The sequence below is a fragment of the Mycobacterium lentiflavum genome (assembly GCF_022374895.2).
In the GTDB taxonomy this organism is placed as follows: Bacteria; Actinomycetota; Actinomycetes; order Mycobacteriales; family Mycobacteriaceae; genus Mycobacterium; species Mycobacterium lentiflavum.
The window spans coordinates 633,228-655,091 of sequence record NZ_CP092423.2; the positions used below are offsets into that span (position 1 = coordinate 633,228).

Here is a 21,864-nt window from a genome sequence, read left to right on the forward strand (position 1 = left end):
CATCGAGCAGAAAAAATCTAAACTTGAGCGGAACAGACTCAACCTTGACGACGTTGAACAACGCGACAAGCATTTTCCCTATACCCGAACGGAGGCGTCGTGGACTCTTTTAACCCGACCACCAAGACGCAGGCGGCTCTGACGTCGGCGCTACAGGCGGCCAGCGCCGCCGGTAACCCCGAGATCAGGCCGGCTCACCTGCTGTTGGCGCTGCTGACACAGAACGATGGGATCGCCGCGCCGCTGCTGGAAGCTGTCGGTGTCGAGCCCGCGACCATTCGTGCCGAAGCCGAGCGCCTGCTCGAGCGGCTGCCCCAGGCCAGCGGATCCAGCTCGCAACCGCAACTGTCCCGAGAATCGCTGAGCGCTATCACCACCGCCCAGCACCTGGCCACCGAGATGGACGACGAATACGTCTCCACCGAGCACCTGATGGTGGGCCTGGCCACCGGCGACTCCGACGTCGCCAAGCTGCTGACCGGCCACGGCGCCTCGCCGCAGGCGCTGCGCGAGGCGTTCGTCAAGGTCCGCGGGAGCGCCCGCGTGACCAGTCCCGAGCCGGAGGCGACCTACCAGGCGCTGGAGAAGTACTCCACCGACCTGACCGCCCGCGCCCGCGAGGGCAAGCTCGACCCGGTCATCGGGCGCGACAACGAGATTCGCCGCGTGGTGCAGGTGCTGAGCCGCCGCACCAAGAACAACCCGGTGCTCATCGGCGAGCCCGGCGTCGGCAAGACCGCGATCGTGGAGGGCCTGGCTCAGCGCATCGTGGCCGGCGATGTGCCCGAGAGCCTTCGCGACAAGACCGTCGTCAGCCTGGACATGGGCTCGATGGTGGCCGGCGCCAAGTACCGCGGCGAGTTCGAGGAACGGCTCAAGGCCGTGCTCGACGACATCAAGAACTCCGCCGGGCAGATCATCACGTTCATCGACGAGCTGCACACCATCGTCGGCGCCGGCGCGACCGGCGAGGGCGCGATGGACGCCGGCAACATGATCAAGCCGATGCTGGCCCGCGGCGAACTGCGTCTCGTCGGCGCCACCACGCTCGACGAGTACCGCAAGTACATCGAGAAGGACGCCGCGCTGGAGCGGCGCTTCCAGCAGGTGCTGGTCGGCGAGCCGTCGGTGGAGGACACCGTCGGCATCCTGCGTGGGCTGAAGGACCGCTACGAGGTGCACCACGGTGTGCGCATCACCGACTCCGCACTGGTGGCCGCGGCCACGCTGTCCGACCGCTACATCACCGCCCGCTTCCTGCCGGACAAGGCCATCGACCTGGTCGACGAGGCCGCCAGCCGGCTGAAGATGGAGATCGACTCCCGGCCCGTCGAGATCGACGAGGTCGAGCGCCTGGTGCGCCGCCTGGAGATCGAGGAGATGGCGTTGGCCAAGGAGGAGGACGAGGCCTCCAAGGAGCGCCTGGAGAAGCTGCGCTCCGAGCTGGCCGACCAGAAGGAGAAGCTGGCCGAGCTGACCACCCGCTGGCAGAACGAGAAGAGCGCCATCGACATCGTCCGCGACCTCAAGGAGCAGCTGGAGGCATTGCGCGGGGAGTCCGAGCGCGCCGAGCGCGACGGCGACCTGGCCAAGGCGGCCGAGCTGCGTTACGGGCGCATCCCCGAGGTGGAGAAGAAGCTCGACGCCGCCCTGCCGCACGCCGAGGCCCGCGAGAACGTGATGCTCAAGGAAGAGGTCGGGCCCGACGACATCGCCGACGTGGTGTCGGCGTGGACGGGTATCCCGGCCGGACGCATGCTCGAAGGCGAGACCGCCAAGCTGCTGCGGATGGAAGACGAGCTGGGCAAGCGCGTCATCGGGCAGAAGGCGGCGGTGACCGCGGTCTCCGACGCCGTGCGCCGTTCTCGCGCCGGGGTTGCCGATCCCAACCGGCCGACCGGGTCGTTCATGTTCCTCGGGCCGACCGGTGTCGGTAAGACCGAGCTGGCCAAGGCGCTGGCGGAGTTCCTGTTCGACGACGAACGCGCGATGGTCCGTATCGACATGAGCGAATACGGCGAGAAGCATTCGGTGGCCCGGCTGGTCGGTGCTCCGCCCGGCTACATCGGCTACGACCAGGGCGGTCAGCTGACCGAGGCGGTGCGGCGGCGTCCGTACACGGTGATTCTGTTCGACGAGATCGAGAAGGCGCACCCCGACGTGTTCGACGTGCTGCTGCAGGTGCTCGACGAGGGTCGGCTGACCGACGGGCAGGGCCGCACGGTCGACTTCCGAAACACCATCCTGATCCTGACGTCCAATCTCGGGTCGGGTGGCAGCGAGGAGCAGGTGATGGCCGCGGTGCGCTCGGCGTTCAAGCCGGAGTTCATCAACCGGCTCGACGACGTGATCATCTTCCACGGCCTCGAACCCGGTGAGCTGGTGCAGATCGTCGACATCCAGCTGGCCCAGCTGCAGAAGCGGCTGGCGCAGCGCCGCCTCACTCTGCAGGTGTCGCTGCCGGCCAAGCAGTGGCTGGCCCAGCGCGGGTTCGATCCGGTGTACGGCGCCCGGCCGCTGCGCCGGCTGGTCCAGCAGGCCATCGGCGACCAGCTGGCCAAGCTGTTGCTGGCCGGCGAGGTGCACGACGGCGACACCGTTCCGGTCAACGTCAATCCGGACGGCGACGGCCTGATCCTGGGCTAATTCCCGTATCGCCGAACGTGCTCTCACGGCGAGAATTGGGCGATTATTTCGCCCTCAGAGCACGTTCGGCGGGTTCTTATCGGCGCCGGTCGCCCAGCTCGAAGTCACGGGTCTGGGCGCCGGCGTCGATTACTGCCTGCAGTAGTTGGCGGGCGGCCGGTTGCGCGAGGGTTTCGCGGAGCAGCTGATCCTCGATGCGCAGGCCGGTCGTCAGGTCTGTTGTGGCGGCGTCGGTGGCGGCATCGACCGCGCGCTTCGCGTTCGCAATCGCCACCGCGGGCGACGAGGCGATGCGGGCCGCGAGCTTGTCGACGAATCGCCGCAGCTTGTCGGCCGGCAGCGCGCGGTTTACATAGCCCCAGGCCTCGGCGGTCTCGGCGTCGATGTCCATGCAGCCGAGGATCACTTCCAGGGCGCGCGCCCGACCCACCAGCCGGGGCAGCCGCTGCGTGCCGCCGCCGCCCGGGATGATGCCGACCGCCAACTCGGGATGGCCCAGGACCGTCGCGCCGCGGGCGGCAAACCGCATGTCGAACGCCATCGCGAACTCGCAGCCCCCGCCGCGGCAGACGCCCTCGACGACGGCGATTGTGGCCTTCGGCAGTGCCCGGATCAGCTCCGTGGTCGCGTGGAACAGCGACAGCTCGTCGTGCAGCCCGACGTCCCCTCCAGTCTTGAAGGCAGGCAGATCCAGGATCAGCCCGACGTCGGCGTGGGCGATGAACATCTCCGGGTCGGCCGAATCGACGATCAGCACTCGCACCTCGTCGTCGGCCGCGACCTCGCGCGCCAGCCGGTCGAACTCGTGCAGCAGCGGCACGTCGAGAAGGTTGATCGGGGGGTGGTCGATTGTCGCCCGGCAAACGCCATCGGCCGCTGCGACGCGAATCAGCTGGTAGCCCTCGTAGACCATGGACGGAACCCTACGCGGACCAGCAAACCTTAATGTGGTTGTGACCAGGTCGCATTCTCGCTTCGGGCGGGGTAGCAGATACGCTACTTAGGATGGTCCCCCTTTGGTTCACGCTCTCCGCGCTGTGCTTCGTCGGCGCGGTGGTGTTGCTGTATGTCGACGTCGACCGTCGGCGGGGACGCAGCAGGCGTCGCAAGTCGTGGGCTCGCTCGCACGGCTTCGACTATGAGCGCGAATCGACCGACATTCTCAAGCGCTGGAAGCGCGGCGTGATGTCGACGGTGGGGGACGTTGCGGCCCACAACGTCGTGCTGGGACAGATCCGCGGCGAAGCGGTGTACATCTTCGATCTCGAGGAAGTCGCCACGGTGATCGCGCTGCACCGCAAGGTGGGCACCAACGTCGTCGTCGACCTGCGGCTCAAGGGACTGAAAGAACCGCGTGAGAGCGACATTTGGCTGCTGGGCGCGATCGGCCCGCGGATGGTGTACTCGACCAACTTGGACGCGGCCCGGCGGGCCTGCGACCGGCGGATGGTCACCTTCGCGCACACCGCGCCGGACTGCGCCGAGATCATGTGGAACGAGCAGAACTGGACGCTGGTCGCGATGCCGGTCTCCAGCACGCGCACCCAATGGGACGAGGGCCTGCGCACCGTGCGTCAGTTCAACGACCTGCTGCGGGTGTTGCCGCCGGTGCCTGCGGACAGCGACGAGCCGGCCGGACTGCGCAGCGCGGCGCCGAGCCGTCCGCTGGCCCCGGCCGGCCGGGCGGAATTGCCGCCGCGGCGTTCGGCCCAGGACGTTTCCGGGCTGCTGGGAGATGCGGGGCGCCGTGCCCCGGAGCCCACCCGACGTGACGAGGGCCGTACCGAAGCCATCCGGCGCCCCCCGCCGTCGACCGGGCGCAACGGCCAGCAGGCCAGCAACTTCCAGCGCTGAAAGTTATTGCGCCGCAATATGTCTGACCGCGACGAACTAGCCGAGCTGGTGCGTCGATTGTCGGTGGTGCACGGCCGAGTGACCCTGTCGTCGGGCAAGGAGGCCGACTACTACGTCGACCTGCGCCGGGCCACACTGCACCACCGGGCCTCGGCCCTGATCGGGGTGCTGATGCGCGAACTCACCGCCGACTGGGATTACGCGGTCGTCGGCGGTCTGACGCTGGGCGCCGATCCGGTCGCGACCGCCATCATGCACGCGCCCGGGCGCCCGATCGATGCCTTCGTGGTGCGTAAGTCCGCGAAAGCCCATGGCCTGCAACGCCTTATCGAGGGCTCGGAGGTGTCCGGTCAACGCGTGCTGGTCGTCGAGGACACCAGTACCACCGGTGGCTCGGCGCTGACGGCGGTGCACGCCGTGCAGGACGCGGGAGCCGAAGTCGTCGGCGTGGCCACCGTGGTGGACCGCGCCACCGGCGCCGCGGAGGCCATCCAGGCCGAAGGGCTGCTCTACCGCAGCGTGCTCGGCCTGGCCGATCTGGGGTTGGGCTAGGGCTTCATCGCTGTGCGCCGGTTCCTTGCGATAGCAGTCTGTTTGGCGACCTGCCTGACGGGTTGCTCGGGTTCCAACCGCGCTGTGGCGCCGTACGGAGCGCAGGGCGCGCGGCTCGGTGAATCGCTGGCGCTGCTGGGCTGGAACATGTCCGTGTCGAACCTGCGCTGGGACGGCGACTACGTGTTGGTCGACGTCGACGCCTCACCGACGGATCCCAAAGCGCCGCATGCCAAACCGGAGGACATCCGCTTCGGGCTCTACGGCGCGCTCGCCCACCCGATGGAAGTCGCCGGGCTGGGCAGCTGCGACAAAGCGATGGCCACGGCGAACGACATCCGGACGCCGCTGTCGGCACCCCCGGACCGGCTGACCGGCGCGGTGTGTCTGGGCCCACTGACCGATCGCAGCCAGGTGCGCGGCGTGTACAGCTACTCCGAGCGGGACCGGATCGCCGATACCTCCGCGGCTTACCCCGCGGCATTTCCGGTGGGACTGATGCCGACCAACGTCAACGACACCGGCCTGGTCGTCAAGACCACCAGCCTGTCGGCCTGGCACGGGGACGGTAAACCGGTGACCAATGCGCAACTCGGCGATCCGGGAGCCTTCACCGGCGCCGGCTACATGCTGCTCGGGCTGGAGGCCGAGGCCGTCGCGGCCCGGTACCGCGACGACTCCGCCCGCCGCGGCGGCCCGATGATGCTGCTCGCCTCGCCGACCGTGCCCGGCCGCGGCCTGAACCCGGCCTGCGCCGTGTACGGGTCGTCGGTGCTGATCTTGCCCGACGCCTCGCTGGACGCGGTGCGCGTCGCCGCGTCGTTGTGTACCCAAGGCGAAATCAACCAGGCGTTGCTGTATGCGACGGTCGCGATCGTCGGCACCCACGCCGGGGTATGGACGCCGCGATGAGCGAGCCCGGGCCGGGACCCACCGAATGGGCGGTACCACCGGCCGCCGGTGTCGGGCCCTGGCCGGGCGAGCCGCCCGACGACCCGCGGTACGACCCGATTCTGTTGCGCGACGGGGACACTCGCAATGTCGTCGACGCCTACCGGTATTGGACCCGGGAGGCGATCATCGCCGACATCGACCGTCGCCGGCACCCGCTGCACATCGCGATCGAAAACTTCGGCCACGACGCGAATATCGGTTCGGTGGTGCGCACCGCCAACGCGTTCGCGGTCGACACCGTGCACATCGTCGGGCGCCGCCGCTGGAATCGCCGCGGCGCCATGGTGACCGATCGCTATCAACGGCTGTGCCATCACGACAGCACCGCCGAGTTGCTGGATTTCGCGACGGCCGCCGGACTGAGCGTGGTCGCGGTGGACAACGTGCCGGGCGCCGCGCGCCTGGAGGAAGTCGCGCTGCCGCGGGAATGTCTGCTGGTGTTCGGTCAAGAGGGGCCGGGCATCACCGACGACACCCGGCTGGGCGCGGCGGTCACGGTGTCGATCGCTCAGTTCGGCTCGACCCGCAGCATCAACGCCGGCGTCGCCGCCGGGATCGCGATGCACGCCTGGATCCGGCAGCACGGGGACCTCAGCCGCGCGTGGTAATCACCGCGCCGAGTGTGCGTCCTCGACGTCGTAGCGGCAGCCGCTAGCTCCACAGCGTGACGTGGACCTTCGGGCGAAACCTCGTCACCCCGACACCGGAGCCGCGAATCATCGCCTGGATGCACCGCGGCGTGGTGATGAAGCGGACCAGCTCCGACACCGCGGGCTGACGCGCCGCGGGCGCGAGCGTCGTCGCACACCACTCACCCGAGCGATCCAGGCCCGGGCCGTTCACATGCACCAGCCTGCCCGCGGCGAGGTCCTTGGCGACCGCGAAACCGATCGTCAACGCGACACCGCCGACCCGTTGCACCTCCTCGAGCGCGGCCGCATCGCTCTGGAAGATACGCTGCTGTGACTCAGGAATTGCCAAGTCGCGCAGCATGTTTGCGATTTCGCCGCCCACGCTGCCCGCCGCCGGTCCGAGCATCCACTGCTGCTGGCGAAACAGCCCCGGCGCCGGATTGCCTGCGGCCAGTGGGCTATTCGGTGCGACCACGGTGATGATCTGATATTTGAGGAAGGGCCGCACGAAGATCGACTCGTCGGGTGCGGCGGAACTCTCACTGGCGGGCCCGATCGCAATGTCCACTGCGCGCGACGCGATCAGCTCACGGAAACGGCTCGTCGGATGCACACTCAACTCCACCGACAGGTCGTCGGCCCGCGACGAGAACAACTCGATCAGGCCGGGCGCGGCGTGTTCGGCGAACGCCGACGACGCCGCGATACGCAGCAGCCGGCGCCCGTGCGCCGCCTCGGTGACCTCGATCGCGGTTTGCTGCTGCAGGCCCAGGATTTCGACCGCGCGGCTGGCCAGTCGCAGCCCGCCGGGCGTGAACGCCAGCCCCGCACCGGTTCTGGTGAACAACGGGTCGTCGAGTTCCTTGCGCAGCGCCGCGACATGCATGGAGATTCCGGCGTCGGAAACGCCCAGTTCCGCGGCGGCGGCTCGCACCGAGCCCAACCGAACCACCGCCGAATAGGCCCGAAGTTGAGCCGGAGTCATGGTCATGAGCCTACGTTGGGATTTGTGCGAGACGTGCTTGCCGAGTTAATGAAGGTTTGGCGTGCTGGTGGCACCGCTGGTGTGGGAACCGTGGTGCGCACCTTCCGCTCGGCGCCGCGGTTGCCCGGAGCCTCGATGATGGTCGGGCCGGACGGTTCGGTGAGCGGGTCGGTGTCGGGCGGATGCGTGGAAGGCGCTGTCTACCAAGCGGCCACGGAAGTGACGCAGAGCGGGACACCGCGGCTAGAGCGCTACGGGGTCAGCGACGGCGACGCCTTCGCGGTGGGCCTGACATGCGGCGGCGTCATCGACATCTTCGTCGAGGCGGTGTCGCAGGCAACCTTTCCCGAACTAGCGACGCTCTCCGAGGACGTCGACGCCCAGCGCCCGGTCGCGCTCGCGGTCGTGATCGCCCATCCCGATCCGCAGTGGATTGGCCGGCGGCTCGTTGTCGGTCGTGACTCCGAGGCCGGATCGCTGGGATCGGCGCGCGCCGACGCCGCGGTTGCCGACGACGCGCGCGGACTGCTCGCGGTGGGCCGCAGCGAGGTGCTCAAATACGGGCCCGATGGGCAGCGGCTCGGCGAAGGCATGGAGGTGTTCGTCTCCAGCTACGCCCCGCGGCCGCGGATGCTCGTCTTCGGCGCCATCGACTTCGCCGCCGCCCTCGCCCAGCAGGGTGCCTTCCTCGGCTACCGCGTCACGGTGTGCGACGCGCGTTCCCTGTTCGCCACCCGGGCCCGATTCCCGGCGGCCGAACATGTCGTCGTCGACTGGCCGCACCGCTATCTGGCCGCCCAGGTGCAGGCGGGCGCCGTCGACGAGAGCACCGTGATTTGCGTGCTCACCCACGATCCGAAGTTCGACGTCCCCGTGCTCGAGGTGGCGTTGCGGCTGCCGCAGGTCGGCTACGTGGGAGCGATGGGCTCGCGGCGCACGCACGACGACCGGATGCGGCGGCTGCGGGCGGCCGGGCTGACCGACGCCGAGCTGAGCCGGCTCGCCAGCCCGATCGGGCTGGACCTGGGCGCTCGCACGCCGGAGGAGACCGCGGTCTCGATCGCGGCCGACGTCATCGCCCGACGGTGGGGCGGCGGCGGTTTGCCACTGGCCCAACTGGTCGGCCGGATCCACCACGACGCCCCGGAGCAGCAGGTCGCGGGCGAGTTCGGGGCGACTTCAACGATCCCTTAACTCGCTATTGACGGCCCTGTCGGAGGGGCCGACACTTGGGGTCCCCTTCCAAGTGAGGTGCGTCACATGCAGGTACCCGGGCCCTTCGAATACGAACGTGCAACCAGCGTCGACCACGCCATCGGATTGCTGGATCGGTTGGGGGAGGGGGCACGAGTAGTCGCCGGCGGCCACAGCCTGCTGCCGATGATGAAGCTGCGCATCGCCAACCCCGAATACCTCGTCGACATCAACGACCTGGCGCTCGAACTCGGGTACGTGATCACCGACCCGACCCTGGTCCGCATCGGCGCCATGACCCGTCACCGCGAGCTGCTGGATTCCGATCCGCTGGCCGCCGTATGCCCGATCTTCCGCGACGCCGAACGAGTGATCGCCGACCCCGTGGTGCGCAATCGCGGCACCCTCGGCGGTTCGCTGTGTCAGGCGGATCCGGCCGAGGATCTGTCGACCGTGTGCGAGGCGCTGGACGCGGTGTGCCTGGCCCGGGGGCCGTCGGGCGAACGCGAAATACCGATCGACGACTTCATCGTCGGCCCGTACGAAACCGCGCTTGCCTTCAACGAGATGCTCGTCGAGGTGCGAATCCCGCTGCGGCACAATACGTCCAGTGCTTACGCGAAAGTCGAACGGCGGGTGGGCGATTGGGCTGTCACGGCGGCGGGTGCGGCGCTCACCCTCGACGGTGCCGTCGTCGCCAGCGCGCGGCTGGGCCTGACCGCCGTCAATGCCGACCGCAGCGCGCTAGCCGAGGTCGCGGCTGGGCTGGCCGGCCGGCCCGCTACCGACGAGGTGTTCGCCGGCGCGGGACAGCGGGCGGCGCTGGCCTGTGACCCGGTGACCGATGTGCGCGGCACCGCCGAGTACAAGCGGCATCTGGCCGCCGAGCTGACCACTCGCACCTTGCGCACCGCCGCCGAACGAGTACGTGCAGGAGGGAATTAGTCATGCAGGTGAATATGACCGTCAACGGCGAGCAGGTGAGCGCCGACGTCGAGCCCCGGATGCTGCTCGTGCATTTCCTGCGAGACCACCTGCGGCTCACCGGGACTCATTGGGGCTGCGACACCAGCAACTGCGGAACCTGCGTGGTCGACGTCGACGGCGTGCCGGTGAAATCCTGCACGATGCTCGCCGTGATGGCCTCGGGCCACAGCGTGCGCACCGTCGAGGGCCTCGCGACCGACGGCCGGCTGGACACGGTGCAGGAAGGCTTCATGCGCTGCCACGGCCTGCAATGCGGCTTCTGCACGCCGGGCATGATGATCACCGCCCGCGCCCTGCTCGACCGCGACCCGGACCCCGACGAAGAGACCATCCGGGAAGCGATTTCGGGGCAGATCTGCCGCTGCACCGGATACACCACGATCGTACGGTCCATCCAATGGGCCGCGTCGCACTCAGCGCCCGTGGAGGCCGGCTCATGACCACCTTTAAAGGAGCATCTCGCCCGCCGTCACCGGAAGACCTGGCCGACAACGACCAGAAGCCCTGCGGCTACGGCCGGATGATGCGCAAGGAAGATCCCCGATTCATCCGGGGCCACGGCAATTACGTCGACGACGTCGTGTTGCCGGGCATGCTGCACCTGGCGATCCTGCGCTCGCCGTACGCGCACGCGCGCATCGTCGGCATCGATGTGACTGCCGCACAAGCGCATCCGAAGGTCAAGGCGGTGGTCACCGGTGCCGACCTGGCCGAGAAGGGCCTGGCCTGGATGCCGACGCTGTCCAACGATGTGCAAGCGGTGCTGGCCACCGACAAGGTGCGCTTCCAGGGTCAGGAGGTGGCGTTCGTCGTTGCCGAGGACCGTTATTCGGCACGCGACGCGCTGGAGCTCATCGACGTCGAGTACGACCCGCTCGATCCCGTGGTCGACGTACGCACCGCGCTCGATCCGTCCGCGGCGGTGATCCGCACCGATCTGGACGGCAAGACCGACAACCATTGCTTCGATTGGGAGACGGGTGACGCGGCCGCCACCGAAGCCGTGTTCGCCAAGGCCGACGTGGTCGTCAAACAGGAGATCGTCTACCCCCGGGTACACCCGGCACCGATGGAAACCTGTGGTGCGGTAGCCGATTTGGACCCGATCACCGGAAAGCTGAGGCTGTGGTCCACCAGCCAGGCGCCGCACGCACACCGCACGCTGTACGCGTTGGTCGCCGGGCTGCCCGAGCACAAGATCCAGGTAATCTCGCCGGACATCGGCGGGGGATTCGGCAACAAGGTGCCGATCTATCCCGGTTACGTGTGCGCGATCGTCGGCTCGCTGCTGCTGGGCAAGCCGGTCAAGTGGATGGAGGACCGCAGCGAGAACCTCACCTCGACGGGTTTCGCCCGCGACTACATCATGGTCGGCGAGATCGCGGCCACCAACGAGGGAAAGATCCTGGCGATCCGCTCCACCGTGCTGGCCGACCACGGTGCCTTCAACGGCACGGCGGCCCCGGTGAAGTACCCGGCGGGCTTTTTCGGGGTGTTCACCGGGAGCTACGACATCGAGGCCGCCTACTGCCACATGACCGCGGTGTACACCAACAAGGCGCCCGGCGGCGTCGCGTACGCATGTTCGTTCCGGATCACCGAGGCGGTGTATTTCGTTGAGCGGCTGGTCGATTGCCTGGCGTTTGACCTGAAGATGGACCCGGCCGAGCTGCGGCTGCGAAACCTGCTGCGGCCCGAGCAGTTCCCGTACCGGAGCAAGACCGGCTGGGTGTACGACTCCGGCGACTACGAGACCACGATGCGCAAGGCCATGGACATGATCGGCTACGACGCGCTGCGGGCCGAGCAGAAGGCGAAGCGGGAGCGTGGCGAGCTGATGGGCATCGGCATGTCCTTCTTCACCGAGGCGGTCGGCGCCGGCCCGCGCAAGGATATGGACATCCTCGGCCTCGGCATGGCCGACGGCTGCGAGCTGCGGGTGCACCCCACCGGCAAAGCGGTGGTGCGGCTCTCGGTGCAGACGCAGGGGCAGGGCCACGAGACGACGTTCGCCCAGATCGTCGCCGAGGAGCTTGGAATCCCGCCCGACGACATCGACGTGGTGCACGGCGACACCGACCAGACGCCGTTCGGGCTGGGCACCTACGGCAGCCGGTCCACGCCGGTGTCCGGGGCGGCCGCCGCGTTGGTGGCCCGCAAGGTCCGTGACAAGGCGAAGATCATCGCGTCGGGCATGCTCGAGGTTTCGGTCGCCGACTTGGATTGGGAGAAAGGCAAATTCCACGTCAAGGGCGACCCGTCGGCAGCGGTCACGATCCAGGACATCGCGATGCGCGCACACGGCGCCGGTGATCTGCCCGAGGGTATCGAGGGTGGGCTGGACGCGCAGATCTGCTACAACCCGGAGAACCTGACCTACCCCTACGGCGCCTATTTCTGTGTGGTGGATATCGATCCGGGCACCGCGGTGGTCAAGGTGCGGCGCTTCCTCGCCGTCGACGACTGCGGTACCCAGATCAACCCGATGATCATCGAGGGCCAGGTCCACGGCGGCATCGTCGACGGCATCGGGATGGCCCTGATGGAGATGATCGCCTTCGACGAGGAGGGCAATTGCCTGGGCGGGTCCCTGATGGACTACCTGATCCCGACCGCGGTCGAGGTGCCGCATCTGGAGACCGGCCACACCGTGACGCCGTCACCGCATCACCCGATCGGCGCGAAGGGCATCGGCGAATCGGCGACGGTGGGTTCACCACCCGCGGTGGTCAACGCGGTGGTGGATGCGTTGGCGCCGTTCGGAGTTCGACACGCCGACATGCCGCTGACGCCGTCGCGGGTCTGGGAGGCCATGCAGGGTAGGGCGAGGCCACCGATTTAGGCGTCGCGACGATGCAGAGCGAGGAACGAGCGATGAGGAGGCACCTCCCGCGTGCGGGGGAGAGAAGCGGCGCAATCGAGCAGATGAAAATCAGCGAGCGGGCTCAGGAACTGCTGGCGGCGCGTACACCGTTCGTGCACGCCACGGTGGTGCGTGCCCAGCCGCCCACGTCGGCGTATCCGGGTGACGAGGCAATCCTGTTGGCGGATGGAACAATTGAGGGGTTCGTCGGCGGGCAGTGCGCGCAGAACTCGGTGCGCAAAGCCGCCCTGGGTGCGTTGCAGGCAGGAGAAAGTGTGCTACTGCGCGTGCTTCCCGACGGCGATGTGCACTTTCCCGAGGCCGCCGGCTCCTGCGTGGTGGTCAACCCGTGCCTGTCGGGCGGCGCGCTGGAGATCTTCCTGACGCCGCAGCTGCCGGCTCCGCTGATCCGGATCTACGGCGCCACCCCGATCGCCGACGCGCTGATCGACGTGTGCGGCGTACTCGGCTACGACGCCCTTCGAGAAGTCCCCAACGACACCGATCTGTCCGACACCACCGCGGTGGTGATCGCCAGCCACGGCGGGCCGGAAGCCGAAATCATCCGTGCTGCACTGGATAACGGCGTCGGCTATATCGGCCTGGTGGCCAGCAAGGTCCGTGGCGAGTCGATCCTCAACGATCTCGAACTCTGCGAGGCGCAGCGGGCCCGCATCCATACCCCGGTCGGACTGCGGATCGGCGCCAAGACCCCCGCGGAGATCGCGGTGTCGATCGCGGCCGAGCTGATCGCCGCCGTGCGCGAGGGCGGCCTCACCCGGCTGACCGTCCCGGTGACCAGCGCACCGGCCGAGGCCGTCGACCCGGTGTGCGGGATGACCGTGCCGATCGGCCCCGATGCCCAACACCTGGAGCTGGAGGGCACCGACTACTGGTTCTGTTGCCCGGGATGCCGATCGGCATTCGCCGCCGGCAAGGGTGCCCAGTGACGTTCACCAGCCCCGACGACGTGGTGCGCCAGTTCGACGCCAATAACTATCTGCTCGACACCGGCACCGCGTCGGCGATCTATCTGGCCATCACCCTCGGTCGGCCACTACTGCTCGAGGGTGAGCCCGGCGTCGGCAAGACCACGGCCGCGAAAACCCTTGCGGCGGTGCTTAACACGCCCATGGTACGGCTGCAATGTTACGAAGGTCTGACCGCGAACGAGGCGCTCTACGACTGGAACTACCAACGCCAGCTGCTGTCCATCCGACTGGCCGAGGCGCGTGGTACCGGCATCGAGGAGGCCGATCTCTACACCGAGACCTATTTGGTGGACCGGCCCATCCTGCAGTGCGTGCGCCACCGCGGTCCGACCTCCCCGGTGCTGCTGATCGACGAAATCGACCGGGCTGACGATGAATTCGAGGCGCTGCTGCTGGAATTCCTCGGCGAGTCCGCGGTGACCGTCCCCGAGCTCGGGACCTTTGTCGCCGAGCGCCCGCCGATCGCGGTGCTGACCTCCAACCGCAGCCGCGACCTGCACGACGCGCTGCGCCGGCGCTGCCTGTACCACTGGATCGACTACCCCGAGCCGGCTCGGGCGGCCGCGATCGTACGACGCACGGTGCCCGGCGCGACCGCGCCGCTGATCGAACGCGCCACCCAGTTCGTCGGCAGCGCACGCGATCTCGACCTGGACAAGCCACCCGGGGTGGCCGAGACCATCGACTGGGTCGCCGCCCTGGTGTCGCTGGGGGTCGCCGACCTCGTCGACGATTCCGCCGCCATGAGCCTGGGGGCGCTGGCCAAGACGCCGGACGACCGTACGCTGATTCGCGACGCCTACGAAGCCTTTACCGAATGCAGCCGCACCTGAGAGGACTCGCAGCATGAAGATCGCCAACCAGTTCACCGTCAGCGCACCCATCGACCGGGCCTGGGATGTGCTGTGCGACCTGGAACAGGTGATCCCGCTGATGCCGGGCGCCCAGCTGACCGGCCATGAGGGTGAGGACTACCTCGGCAAGGTCAAGGTCAAAGTCGGGCCGGTCACCAGCGAGTTCAGCGGCAAGGTGCGCTTTGTCGAACAGGACCGCGAGCAGTATCGCGCGGTCATCGATGGCAAGGGCAAGGAAGCCCGCGGCACCGGCAACGCGGCCGCCACCGTCACCGCGCAGCTGCGGGCGGACGGTGAAAAGACCAGTGTCACCGTCGACACCGACCTGAAGATCGTCGGCAAGCTGGCCCAATTCGGCAGCGGCATGCTGCAGCAGGTGTCGGAGAAACTGCTGGGCCAGTTCGTGGAATCGCTGGAAGCCAAGTTGGCCGCCGAGCAGACCGGCGCCGCTGCGACAGCCGAGACGAACGGCGCCGTGGCGACGGCCGAGCCGACGTCGGAGGAGTCGATTCCAGCCTGGCCGGCGAATCCGGTCCCGGGGACGCAGCAGGCACCCGCCGCCGAGCCCGAGCCGATCGACCTGCTGCAGCTCGCCGGTGGCGACCAGCTCAAGAAGTACGCCGTCCCGGCGCTGGCAGCGCTCGTCGTGCTGGTGCTGATCTGGGTGCTGCTGCGGCGGCGTTAACGGCTCGTGGACACCCCCTTGTTGCTGCGGGGCGCCGACCGCGCCGCGCTTGCTTCAGCACTGGTCGCCCGGCTGCGCGGCGTCGGGGTGTTGGTCTCGGCCAGCGGCCCGGCCAGTTTTGTGCAGGCGCTGCGAAAGCTGGCCCCGGACAACACATCCGCGCTGTACTGGGCGGCCAGGCTGACATTGGTCAACCGGATGGAGGATCTGGGCGCCTTCGACGAGGTCTTCGCGGCGGTGTTCGGTGCGGCCGAACTCGACGGCACCGGCGGCCCCGAGTCGCCCCTGCCGTTGCCGGGGCCCAGGACGCCGGCCGCCGGTACGGTGCGCACGGGCGGCAGCGGGTCCGGGTCTACCGAAAAGCTGCCCTGGGTGACGCGGGGCATCGCCACCGCGGACGACTCGGCGAGCGCGAGTCTGCTGCTGCCCGACGTGCTGCCCAGCCGGATCGCCATGCTGGCCGACGAGCCGTTCGACCGTTTCGACCCCGACGACCTTCGCCTGCTTGGCATTTGGCTGGAGGAGACCGTCGCGCGCTGGCCGCGCCGCCGCAGCCTTCGATTCGAGTCCAGCCCCGCGGGCAAGCGGATCGACCTGCGGGCCACCATGAACGCCGCACGGTCAACCGGCTGGGAATCGATGGTGCTGGCGCGTACCCGGCCGCGCCGGCGGCCACGGCGGGTCGTGCTGCTCTGCGATGTCAGCCGTTCGATGCAGCCGTATGCCGCGGTCTATCTGCATTTGATGCGAGCGGTGTTGCGCCAGCAGGGAACTCGGCCGGAGGTGTTCGCCTTCTCGACGTCGTTGACCCGGCTCACCTCGGTGCTGTCGCACCGATCGGCCGAGGTGGCGCTGCAGCGGGCCAACGCCAAGGTCACCGACCGTTACGGCGGCACGTTCATCGGCCGCAGTGTGGCCGGCCTGCTCGCGCCGCCGCACGGCAACACGCTGCGCGGCGCCGTGGTGATCATCGCCTCCGACGGCTGGGACAGCGATGCGCCCGATGCGCTGGAGCACGCGATGGCCCGGCTGCGTCGTCGCGCCCAGCTGCTGGTCTGGCTCAATCCGCGAGCGGCGCAGCGTGAATTCGAGCCGCTGGCCGGCTCGATGGCCGCCGCCCTGCCCTATTGCGACCTCTTTCTGCCGGCGCACTCGCTGACGGGGCTGCGCCGATTGCTACAGGCGTTGGCAGGCGTGTCCGCGGCATCGGGTCAGGTGCGCGATCGGGGCGAACGCCTTCGCGATCGTGGCCGTCGATGATCAGCCGGGCTTGTAGCGCGGATTTAACAGTAGGACACCTTCGGTTCAGCAGCAGGAACTCCGCCGTAGGTCCTGGGTTTCGGGCGTCCGTGGCGGCGACACGCCGAGCCACGCCGCCGCCACCGCACATTGAAATGCCCGAGCGCACAGTCGACGACCCGAGGGGGCAGGATCGGTAGGTATGGACCAGCTATGGGCCAACCGGGCAGCCAGCTCCGAAGCCGCCGTCACGCAGCGCCACCTGAAACGGTTGTGGGGCTTACCGGGAACGCAGCTGGGAGTGGTGGCGTGGCCCGCGACGCGGCGGACCCGGTTGTTCGGCACCTGGCACTACTGGTGGCAGGCGCACCTGCTGGATTGCCTGGTCGACGCGGAGCTGCGTGACCCACGGCCGCACCGGCGCGCGGCGATCAACCGCCAGGTTCGCTCGCACCGGCTGCGCAACAACTTTCGCTGGACCAACAGCTATTACGACGACATGGCGTGGCTGGCGATCGCACTGGAACGCGCCGCCCGGATCGCCGGCGTCGAGCGCGGCCGCGCGCTGCCGAAACTCGCCGACCAGTTCATGAAGGCGTGGGTGCCCGAGGACGGCGGCGGCATCCCGTGGCGCAAGCAGGACCAGTTCTTCAACGCCCCGGCCAACGGACCGGCGGGAATCTTTCTGGCCCGCTACGGCGCCCGGCTCAAGCGCGCCGCGCAGATGGGCGACTGGATCGACCAAACGCTGATCGACCCCGAGACCCATCTGGTGTTCGACGGCATCAAGGCGGGCTCGCTGGTGCGCGCGCAGTACACCTACTGCCAGGGCGTGGTGCTCGGTCTGGAGACCGAGCTGGCGAACCGCACCGGCGCCGAGGCTCGGGGCCGGCACGCGGCCCGGGTGCACCGGCTGGTGGCCGCCGTCAACGAACACATGGCGCCGTCGGGCGTGCTGAAAGGTTCCGGCGGCGGCGACGGCGGGCTGTTCGCCGGCATCACCGCCCGTTATCTCGCGCTGGTCGCCACCGCACTGCCGGGTGACTCGGCCGACGACGCAGTGGCCCGCGACACCGCGCGCACCATCGTGCTGTCGAGCGCGAAATCGGCCTGGGACTACCGGCAAACGGTGGACGGACTGCCGCTGTTCGGGGCGTTCTGGGACCGCGACGCGACGTTGCCGACGACGGCCGGTGCGCAGGCACAGTTCGTCGAGGGTGCGGTGAACGCCTCCGAGACTGCCGAGCGCGACCTTTCGGTGCAGCTGTCGGGGTGGATGCTGATGGAGGCCGCATGTAACGTCACGGCCGAATCGTCGCATTAGAAGGAGCACGCCGTGAGTAAAGTCCGCCCCGACGCCGAGACGGCGCTGCAAGACCTGCTGAAGGACGGAATCACCATTGCCGCAGGCGGTTTCGGCCTGTGCGGTATTCCGGAGAATCTGATCCTGGCGCTCGTGGACAGCGGCGTCAAAGAGCTCACGATCGTCGGAAACAACGCCGGGGTCGACGATTTCGGCATGGGTCTGTTGCTCAAGGGGCGTCAGGTCAAGAAAGTTATTGCCTCCTACGTAGGAGAGAACAAGGAATTCGAGCGCCAGGTGCTGGCCGGTGAGCTGGACCTGTCGCTCACCCCGCAGGGCACCCTGGCCGAGAAGTTACGCGCCGGCGGCGCGGGGATTCCGGGTTTCTACACCCGCACCGCGTTCGGCACCCAACTCGCCGAAGGCAAGGACATGCGCGTCTTCGACGGCACCGAATACGTGCTGGAGGAAGGCATCCAGGCCGACGTCGCGATCGTCAAGGCGTGGAAGGGCGACACCGCCGGCAACCTGATCTATCGGAAGACGGCGCGCAACTTCAACCCGATGATCGCCACCTGCGGCAAGGTGACGGTGGCCGAGGTCGAGGAACTGGTCGAGGTCGGCGAGCTGGATCCCGATCAGATCCACACCCCCGGCATCTATGTGGACCGCATCATCCAGGGCGCCAGCTACCAGAAGCGAATCGAATTCCGTACCACCAGCGGTGCCGCCGCGGCCAAACACGAGAGCCCCATCCGCGAGATTATGGCCAAGCGCGCCGCGAAGGAACTGCGCGACGGTTACTACGTGAACCTGGGCATCGGCATCCCGACGCTGGTCGCCAACTACATCCCCGACGGCATCAACGTGACCCTGCAGTCCGAGAACGGCCTGCTTGGTATCGGGGCATATCCGGCCGACGACGAGGTGGATCCCGACCTGATCAACGCCGGGAAACAGACCATCACCACGATCGGCGGCTCCAGCTTCTTCAACAGCGCCGACTCGTTCGCGATGATCCGCGGCGGGCACATCGACCTGTCCATCCTCGGCGGCCTGGAGGTGGCCGAGAACGGCGACCTGGCCAACTGGATGGTTCCCGGCAAGATGGTCAAGGGCCCGGGCGGTGCGATGGATCTGGTGTCCGGGGTCAAGCGGGTGATCGTCGTGATGGATCACACGGCCAAGGACGGCAGCCCCAAGATCCTCAAGCAATGCACGCTCCCCCTGACCGGCAAGGGCGTGGTGGACATGATCATCACCGACCTGTGCGTGTTCGACGTCGACCCGGAACGCGGGCTCACGCTGACCGAACTACACCCCGGGGTGACGGTCGACGACGTCCGTGCCAAGACCGGTTGCGATTTCGTGGTCGCCTGAACCCAATTTGGCGGCACGCCGTCGCGCCAGGTAGCCGCGCGTGGCGGCGATGAATGCCGGCAACATCGAGACGAACAGGATGACCAGGATGATTTTTTCCAGGTTCTGGTGCACGAACGGCACGTTGCCCAGGAAGTAGCCGGCCACCGTCACGCCGCCGCCCCACAGCACGCCCCCGACGATGTCGAACGCCAAGTACACCGGATAGCGCATGTAGGACACTCCGGCGACGACCGGCGTGAACGTTCGGATGAACGGCATGAAGCGGGCCAGGATGATGGCCGCGGGTCCGTACTTTTCGAAGAAGGCGTGCGAATCGGTGACGTAGTGCTGCTTGAAGAAGCGGGAATCTTCCTTCTTGAACAGCGCGGGCCCGATGCGGCGGCCGATGAAGTATCCGGTCTGGTCGCCCAGCACCGCCACCACGGCGACTGCCGGCGCCAGCACCCAGATGTTCAGCGTTCCGTGCGCGGCCAGCAAACCGCCCGTGAACAGCAGTGATTCACCGGGGAGCAGCGGAAACAGCAGGCCGGTCTCGACGAAGACGATGACCAGGATGGTCGGTAACACCGCGGAGGCGAACAGGCCCTGGGGTCCGATCCAGAACATCGGATCGATGATGTCGGGCATCAAAACCACTCAGCCGTTACGGCGGCGCTCATGGTGCCTCAACATACCGGCCCCGAGGTGGGTGCCCGCCGTCAACGTCGGGTTGCGATACTGAGGCAACTGAAGTCTTCAGGAGGAACCCATGCCCATCGCAACCCCCGAGGTCTACGCCGAGATGCTGGGACGCGCCAAGGAGAACGCGTACGCCTTCCCGGCCATCAACTGCACCTCGTCGGAGACCGTCAACGCCGCCATCAAGGGCTTCGCCGACGCCGGCAGCGACGGCATCATCCAGTTCTCCACGGGCGGTGCGGAGTTCGCCTCCGGCCTCGGCGTCAAGGACATGGTCACCGGTGCCGTCGCGCTGGCCAAGTTCACCCGCGTCATCGCGGCCAAGTACCCGATCAACGTCGCGCTGCACACCGACCACTGCCCCAAGGACAAGCTGGACACTTACGTGCGCCCGCTGCTGGCCATCTCGGCCGAACGGGTGGCGGCCGGCAAGAATCCGCTGTTCCAGTCGCACATGTGGGACGGTTCGGCGGTGCCGATCGACGAAAACCTCTCCATCGCCAAGGAACTGCTCAAGACCGCGGCGGCGGCCAAGATCATCCTCGAGGTCGAGATCGGCGTCGTCGGCGGCGAGGAGGACGGCGTCGAGGGCGCGATCGACGACAAGCTCTACACCACCCCGGAGGACTTCGAGAAGACCATCGACGCGCTGGGCCACGGTGAGCACGGCAAGTACCTGCTGGCCGCCACGTTCGGCAACGTGCACGGCGTCTACAAGCCCGGCAACGTCAAGCTGCGCCCCGACATCCTGGATCAGGGCCAGAAGGTCGCGTCGGCCAAGCTCGGTCTGCCCGACGGGTCCAAGCCGTTCGACTTCGTCTTCCACGGCGGTTCGGGCTCGCTGAAGTCGGAGATCGAAGAGGCGCTGCGCTACGGCGTGGTGAAGATGAACGTCGACACCGACACCCAGTACGCGTTCACCCGCCCGCTGGCCGGCCACATGTTCACTAACTACGACGGTGTGCTCAAGGTCGACGGCGAGGTCGGCAACAAGAAGGTCTACGACCCGCGCAGCTACCTCAAGAAGGCCGAAGCGTCGATGACCGAGCGCGTGATCGAGGCCTGCAACGACCTGCACTGCGCCGGAAAGTCAGTCAGCGCCTGAGTTTCTGTGCCGAGCGTGAAGTTAGCTTGACGCTCGGCGCCCAACGTGAAACTGGTTTCACACTCGCGAGACGCTAGCCGCTGGGGGCGCTAGCCGCTGGGGGATTGGCAGATCTTCCACTGGTCGTCGCGGTACTGCAGGTCGAGGCTGCGCGTCGAGCGGACCTGCGGGTCGTAGGCCATGAACGTGGTGACGTTGGCTTCGGCGTGCTGGCCGTTGACGACGATCTGGTCGATGCTGGCGATGACCGGATACTGCTTGGCCGCCGAAACCCGTTGGTAGGTCTCGTTCCACGAGCGCTCGTCGTAGTCGACGTAGCCGTCGCGGGTAGTGCCGCAGGTGATGCTGCGCAGCTGGGTCAGGTCGCCGCGCTGCACCGCCGTGTCGAAGGCGTGGATGGATTGGCGCACCATGTCTTCCTGCGAGACGTGTGAGTGCTTGCCGCGGGTCAACAGCACGGTGCCCAGGATGGCGATCGCCGCCAGTGCCAACACGATCACCGTGATCGCCAGCACCCAGCCCCAGTTGAAACTCCTGCCTGCCGGCCGCGCCTTCGCGCCGTCGCGGCCCGGAATAGATTGCGGCACAGCAGATTTGGGAGGCATCGGCGGTTGCCCGGGCAGTGGCGGCTGCCCCGGCGGCCCGGGCTGCCCCGGGGACGTCGAGAACACTTCCGTCGCGGGCTCCGCGGCGGTTTGGATGATCGCCGTTTCCTTCGCGTCGAAGCCCGGCGCGGTGAAGCGGCGTTCGGGCTGCTGGTCGTCCGGATTGGCCGCGGGGCCGTTGCCGGGATCGGGCTTGTCGATCACCACGGTCTCGGTCTCGGGGTCGGGGGGAAGCAGCGGACGGGCCTCGGTTGCGTCGTCGGCCTGCTCCGCGGTCGGGTCCTCACCCGGCGGGGTGCCGCGGTCGGGCTCCGGTGGGTTAGGCATGAGTTGGAGCTTAGTCACCCGCGGCG

General features: G+C 68.0%; 19 protein-coding genes and 1 pseudogene. 16 read left to right on the plus strand and 4 right to left on the minus strand.

The window, feature by feature from the left end; all coding sequences use genetic code 11:
• The first annotated feature begins 99 nt into the window (after positions 1–99).
• Entirely contained in the window at positions 100–2,646 is a 2,547-nt protein-coding gene (gene clpB, locus MJO58_RS03015; protein WP_090599256.1) for an ATP-dependent chaperone ClpB, read from the plus strand.
• A 76-nt stretch (positions 2,647–2,722) separates the two neighbouring features.
• Here the strand turns inward: clpB and MJO58_RS03020 are convergent, their stop codons facing one another.
• Entirely contained in the window at positions 2,723–3,559 is an 837-nt protein-coding gene (locus MJO58_RS03020) for an enoyl-CoA hydratase/isomerase family protein (protein WP_090599259.1), read from the minus strand.
• 92 nt (positions 3,560–3,651) lie between these two features.
• Here MJO58_RS03020 and ttfA point away from each other — a divergent pair, with 92 nt between their 5' ends.
• The 4 genes from ttfA to MJO58_RS03040 are packed head-to-tail and all read left to right on the plus strand — an operon-like array spanning position 3,652 to position 6,614.
• Complete coding sequence (gene ttfA, locus MJO58_RS03025) at positions 3,652–4,500, plus strand: trehalose monomycolate transport factor TtfA (RefSeq protein WP_090599263.1); 849 nt, start codon at positions 3,652–3,654, stop codon at positions 4,498–4,500.
• A gap of 18 nt (positions 4,501–4,518) precedes the next feature.
• Entirely contained in the window at positions 4,519–5,052 is a 534-nt protein-coding gene (pyrE, locus tag MJO58_RS03030; protein WP_085222631.1) for an orotate phosphoribosyltransferase, read from the plus strand.
• 30 nt (positions 5,053–5,082) lie between these two features.
• Positions 5,083–5,964: a hypothetical protein gene (locus MJO58_RS03035; RefSeq protein ID WP_420845401.1), complete on the plus strand. Its 882-nt coding sequence runs from the start codon at positions 5,083–5,085 to the stop codon at positions 5,962–5,964.
• Positions 5,961–6,614 (plus strand): TrmH family RNA methyltransferase, encoded by a 654-nt coding sequence (locus MJO58_RS03040; RefSeq protein ID WP_239721972.1) that lies wholly within the window; start codon positions 5,961–5,963, stop codon positions 6,612–6,614. Before MJO58_RS03035 ends, MJO58_RS03040 begins: the two co-directional genes overlap by 4 nt.
• Positions 6,615–6,657: 43 nt before the next feature.
• On the opposite strand, the gene MJO58_RS03045 is transcribed toward MJO58_RS03040, so the two are convergent.
• Positions 6,658–7,623: a LysR family transcriptional regulator gene (locus MJO58_RS03045; RefSeq protein ID WP_090608394.1), complete on the minus strand. Its 966-nt coding sequence runs from the start codon at positions 7,621–7,623 to the stop codon at positions 6,658–6,660.
• A gap of 24 nt (positions 7,624–7,647) precedes the next feature.
• Between MJO58_RS03045 and MJO58_RS03050 the strand changes: the two genes are divergently transcribed.
• The 10 genes and pseudogenes from MJO58_RS03050 (at position 7,648) to MJO58_RS28710 (ending at position 19,120) form a co-directional block, all read left to right on the plus strand.
• Positions 7,648–8,817 (plus strand): XdhC family protein, encoded by a 1,170-nt coding sequence (locus MJO58_RS03050; RefSeq protein WP_239721973.1) that lies wholly within the window; start codon positions 7,648–7,650, stop codon positions 8,815–8,817.
• 66 nt (positions 8,818–8,883) lie between these two features.
• Positions 8,884–9,762, plus strand: a complete 879-nt coding sequence (locus MJO58_RS03055; RefSeq protein WP_239721974.1) for an FAD binding domain-containing protein — start codon at positions 8,884–8,886, stop codon at positions 9,760–9,762.
• Positions 9,763–9,764: 2 nt separating this feature from the next.
• Positions 9,765–10,244 (plus strand): (2Fe-2S)-binding protein, encoded by a 480-nt coding sequence (locus MJO58_RS03060; RefSeq protein ID WP_239721975.1) that lies wholly within the window; start codon positions 9,765–9,767, stop codon positions 10,242–10,244.
• On the plus strand, positions 10,241–12,646 hold the full coding sequence (locus MJO58_RS03065) for an aerobic carbon-monoxide dehydrogenase large subunit (protein WP_239721976.1): 2,406 nt from the start codon (positions 10,241–10,243) through the stop codon (positions 12,644–12,646). The genes MJO58_RS03060 and MJO58_RS03065 overlap by 4 nt, the downstream gene beginning before the upstream one ends.
• Before the next feature lie 83 nt (positions 12,647–12,729).
• Positions 12,730–13,440: pseudogene (locus MJO58_RS03070) on the plus strand (XdhC family protein); the annotation flags it as partial.
• A 173-nt stretch (positions 13,441–13,613) separates the two neighbouring features.
• Positions 13,614–14,492 (plus strand): AAA family ATPase, encoded by an 879-nt coding sequence (locus MJO58_RS03075; RefSeq protein ID WP_239721978.1) that lies wholly within the window; start codon positions 13,614–13,616, stop codon positions 14,490–14,492.
• A gap of 13 nt (positions 14,493–14,505) precedes the next feature.
• Positions 14,506–15,198, plus strand: a complete 693-nt coding sequence (locus tag MJO58_RS03080; RefSeq protein ID WP_239721979.1) for an SRPBCC family protein — start codon at positions 14,506–14,508, stop codon at positions 15,196–15,198.
• A 6-nt stretch (positions 15,199–15,204) separates the two neighbouring features.
• Positions 15,205–16,458, plus strand: a complete 1,254-nt coding sequence (locus MJO58_RS03085; protein WP_239721980.1) for a vWA domain-containing protein — start codon at positions 15,205–15,207, stop codon at positions 16,456–16,458.
• Positions 16,459–16,639: 181 nt separating this feature from the next.
• Positions 16,640–17,761: a glycoside hydrolase family 76 protein gene (locus tag MJO58_RS03090; RefSeq protein WP_239721981.1), complete on the plus strand. Its 1,122-nt coding sequence runs from the start codon at positions 16,640–16,642 to the stop codon at positions 17,759–17,761.
• A gap of 12 nt (positions 17,762–17,773) precedes the next feature.
• The gene (locus MJO58_RS28710; protein ID WP_276553186.1) at positions 17,774–19,120 is read left to right on the plus strand and encodes a 3-oxoacid CoA-transferase subunit B; all 1,347 of its coding nucleotides are present in this window, start codon (positions 17,774–17,776) and stop codon (positions 19,118–19,120) included.
• On the opposite strand, the gene MJO58_RS03105 is transcribed toward MJO58_RS28710, so the two are convergent.
• The gene (locus MJO58_RS03105; RefSeq protein WP_239721982.1) at positions 19,055–19,750 is read right to left on the minus strand and encodes a DedA family protein; all 696 of its coding nucleotides are present in this window, start codon (positions 19,748–19,750) and stop codon (positions 19,055–19,057) included. The genes MJO58_RS28710 and MJO58_RS03105 overlap by 66 nt on opposite strands.
• 121 nt (positions 19,751–19,871) lie before the next feature.
• On the opposite strand from MJO58_RS03105, the gene fbaA reads away from it, so the two are divergent.
• Positions 19,872–20,906 carry a class II fructose-bisphosphate aldolase gene (gene fbaA, locus MJO58_RS03110; protein WP_090599313.1) on the plus strand — a complete coding sequence of 345 codons (1,035 nt, stop codon included), beginning with the start codon at positions 19,872–19,874 and terminating at the stop codon, positions 20,904–20,906.
• Positions 20,907–20,995: 89 nt separating this feature from the next.
• Here fbaA and MJO58_RS03115 read toward each other — a convergent pair whose 3' ends face one another.
• A complete protein-coding gene (locus MJO58_RS03115) occupies positions 20,996–21,838 on the minus strand; it encodes an Rv0361 family membrane protein (protein ID WP_239721983.1) in 843 nt (280 codons plus the stop codon).
• Between the last annotated feature and the right edge of the window lie 26 nt (positions 21,839–21,864).

Bases quoted from the DNA above. Each gene is read 5' to 3' on its own strand.
- MJO58_RS03090 (WP_239721981.1), top strand. From the start codon at position 16,640: ATGGACCAGCTATGGGCCAACCGGGCAGCCAGCTCCGAAGCCGCCGTC.
- MJO58_RS03065 (WP_239721976.1), top strand. From the start codon at position 10,241: ATGACCACCTTTAAAGGAGCATCTCGCCCGCCGTCACCGGAAGACCTG.
- MJO58_RS03115 (WP_239721983.1), bottom strand. From the start codon at position 21,838: ATGCCTAACCCACCGGAGCCCGACCGCGGCACCCCGCCGGGTGAGGAC.
- MJO58_RS03060 (WP_239721975.1), top strand. From the start codon at position 9,765: ATGCAGGTGAATATGACCGTCAACGGCGAGCAGGTGAGCGCCGACGTC.
- MJO58_RS03080 (WP_239721979.1), top strand. From the start codon at position 14,506: ATGAAGATCGCCAACCAGTTCACCGTCAGCGCACCCATCGACCGGGCC.
- fbaA (WP_090599313.1), top strand. From the start codon at position 19,872: ATGCCCATCGCAACCCCCGAGGTCTACGCCGAGATGCTGGGACGCGCC.
- MJO58_RS03040 (WP_239721972.1), top strand. From the start codon at position 5,961: ATGAGCGAGCCCGGGCCGGGACCCACCGAATGGGCGGTACCACCGGCC.
- MJO58_RS03105 (WP_239721982.1), bottom strand. From the start codon at position 19,750: ATGCCCGACATCATCGATCCGATGTTCTGGATCGGACCCCAGGGCCTG.
- pyrE (WP_085222631.1), top strand. From the start codon at position 4,519: ATGTCTGACCGCGACGAACTAGCCGAGCTGGTGCGTCGATTGTCGGTG.
- ttfA (WP_090599263.1), top strand. From the start codon at position 3,652: ATGGTCCCCCTTTGGTTCACGCTCTCCGCGCTGTGCTTCGTCGGCGCG.
- MJO58_RS03055 (WP_239721974.1), top strand. From the start codon at position 8,884: ATGCAGGTACCCGGGCCCTTCGAATACGAACGTGCAACCAGCGTCGAC.
- MJO58_RS03020 (WP_090599259.1), bottom strand. From the start codon at position 3,559: ATGGTCTACGAGGGCTACCAGCTGATTCGCGTCGCAGCGGCCGATGGC.
- MJO58_RS03045 (WP_090608394.1), bottom strand. From the start codon at position 7,623: ATGACTCCGGCTCAACTTCGGGCCTATTCGGCGGTGGTTCGGTTGGGC.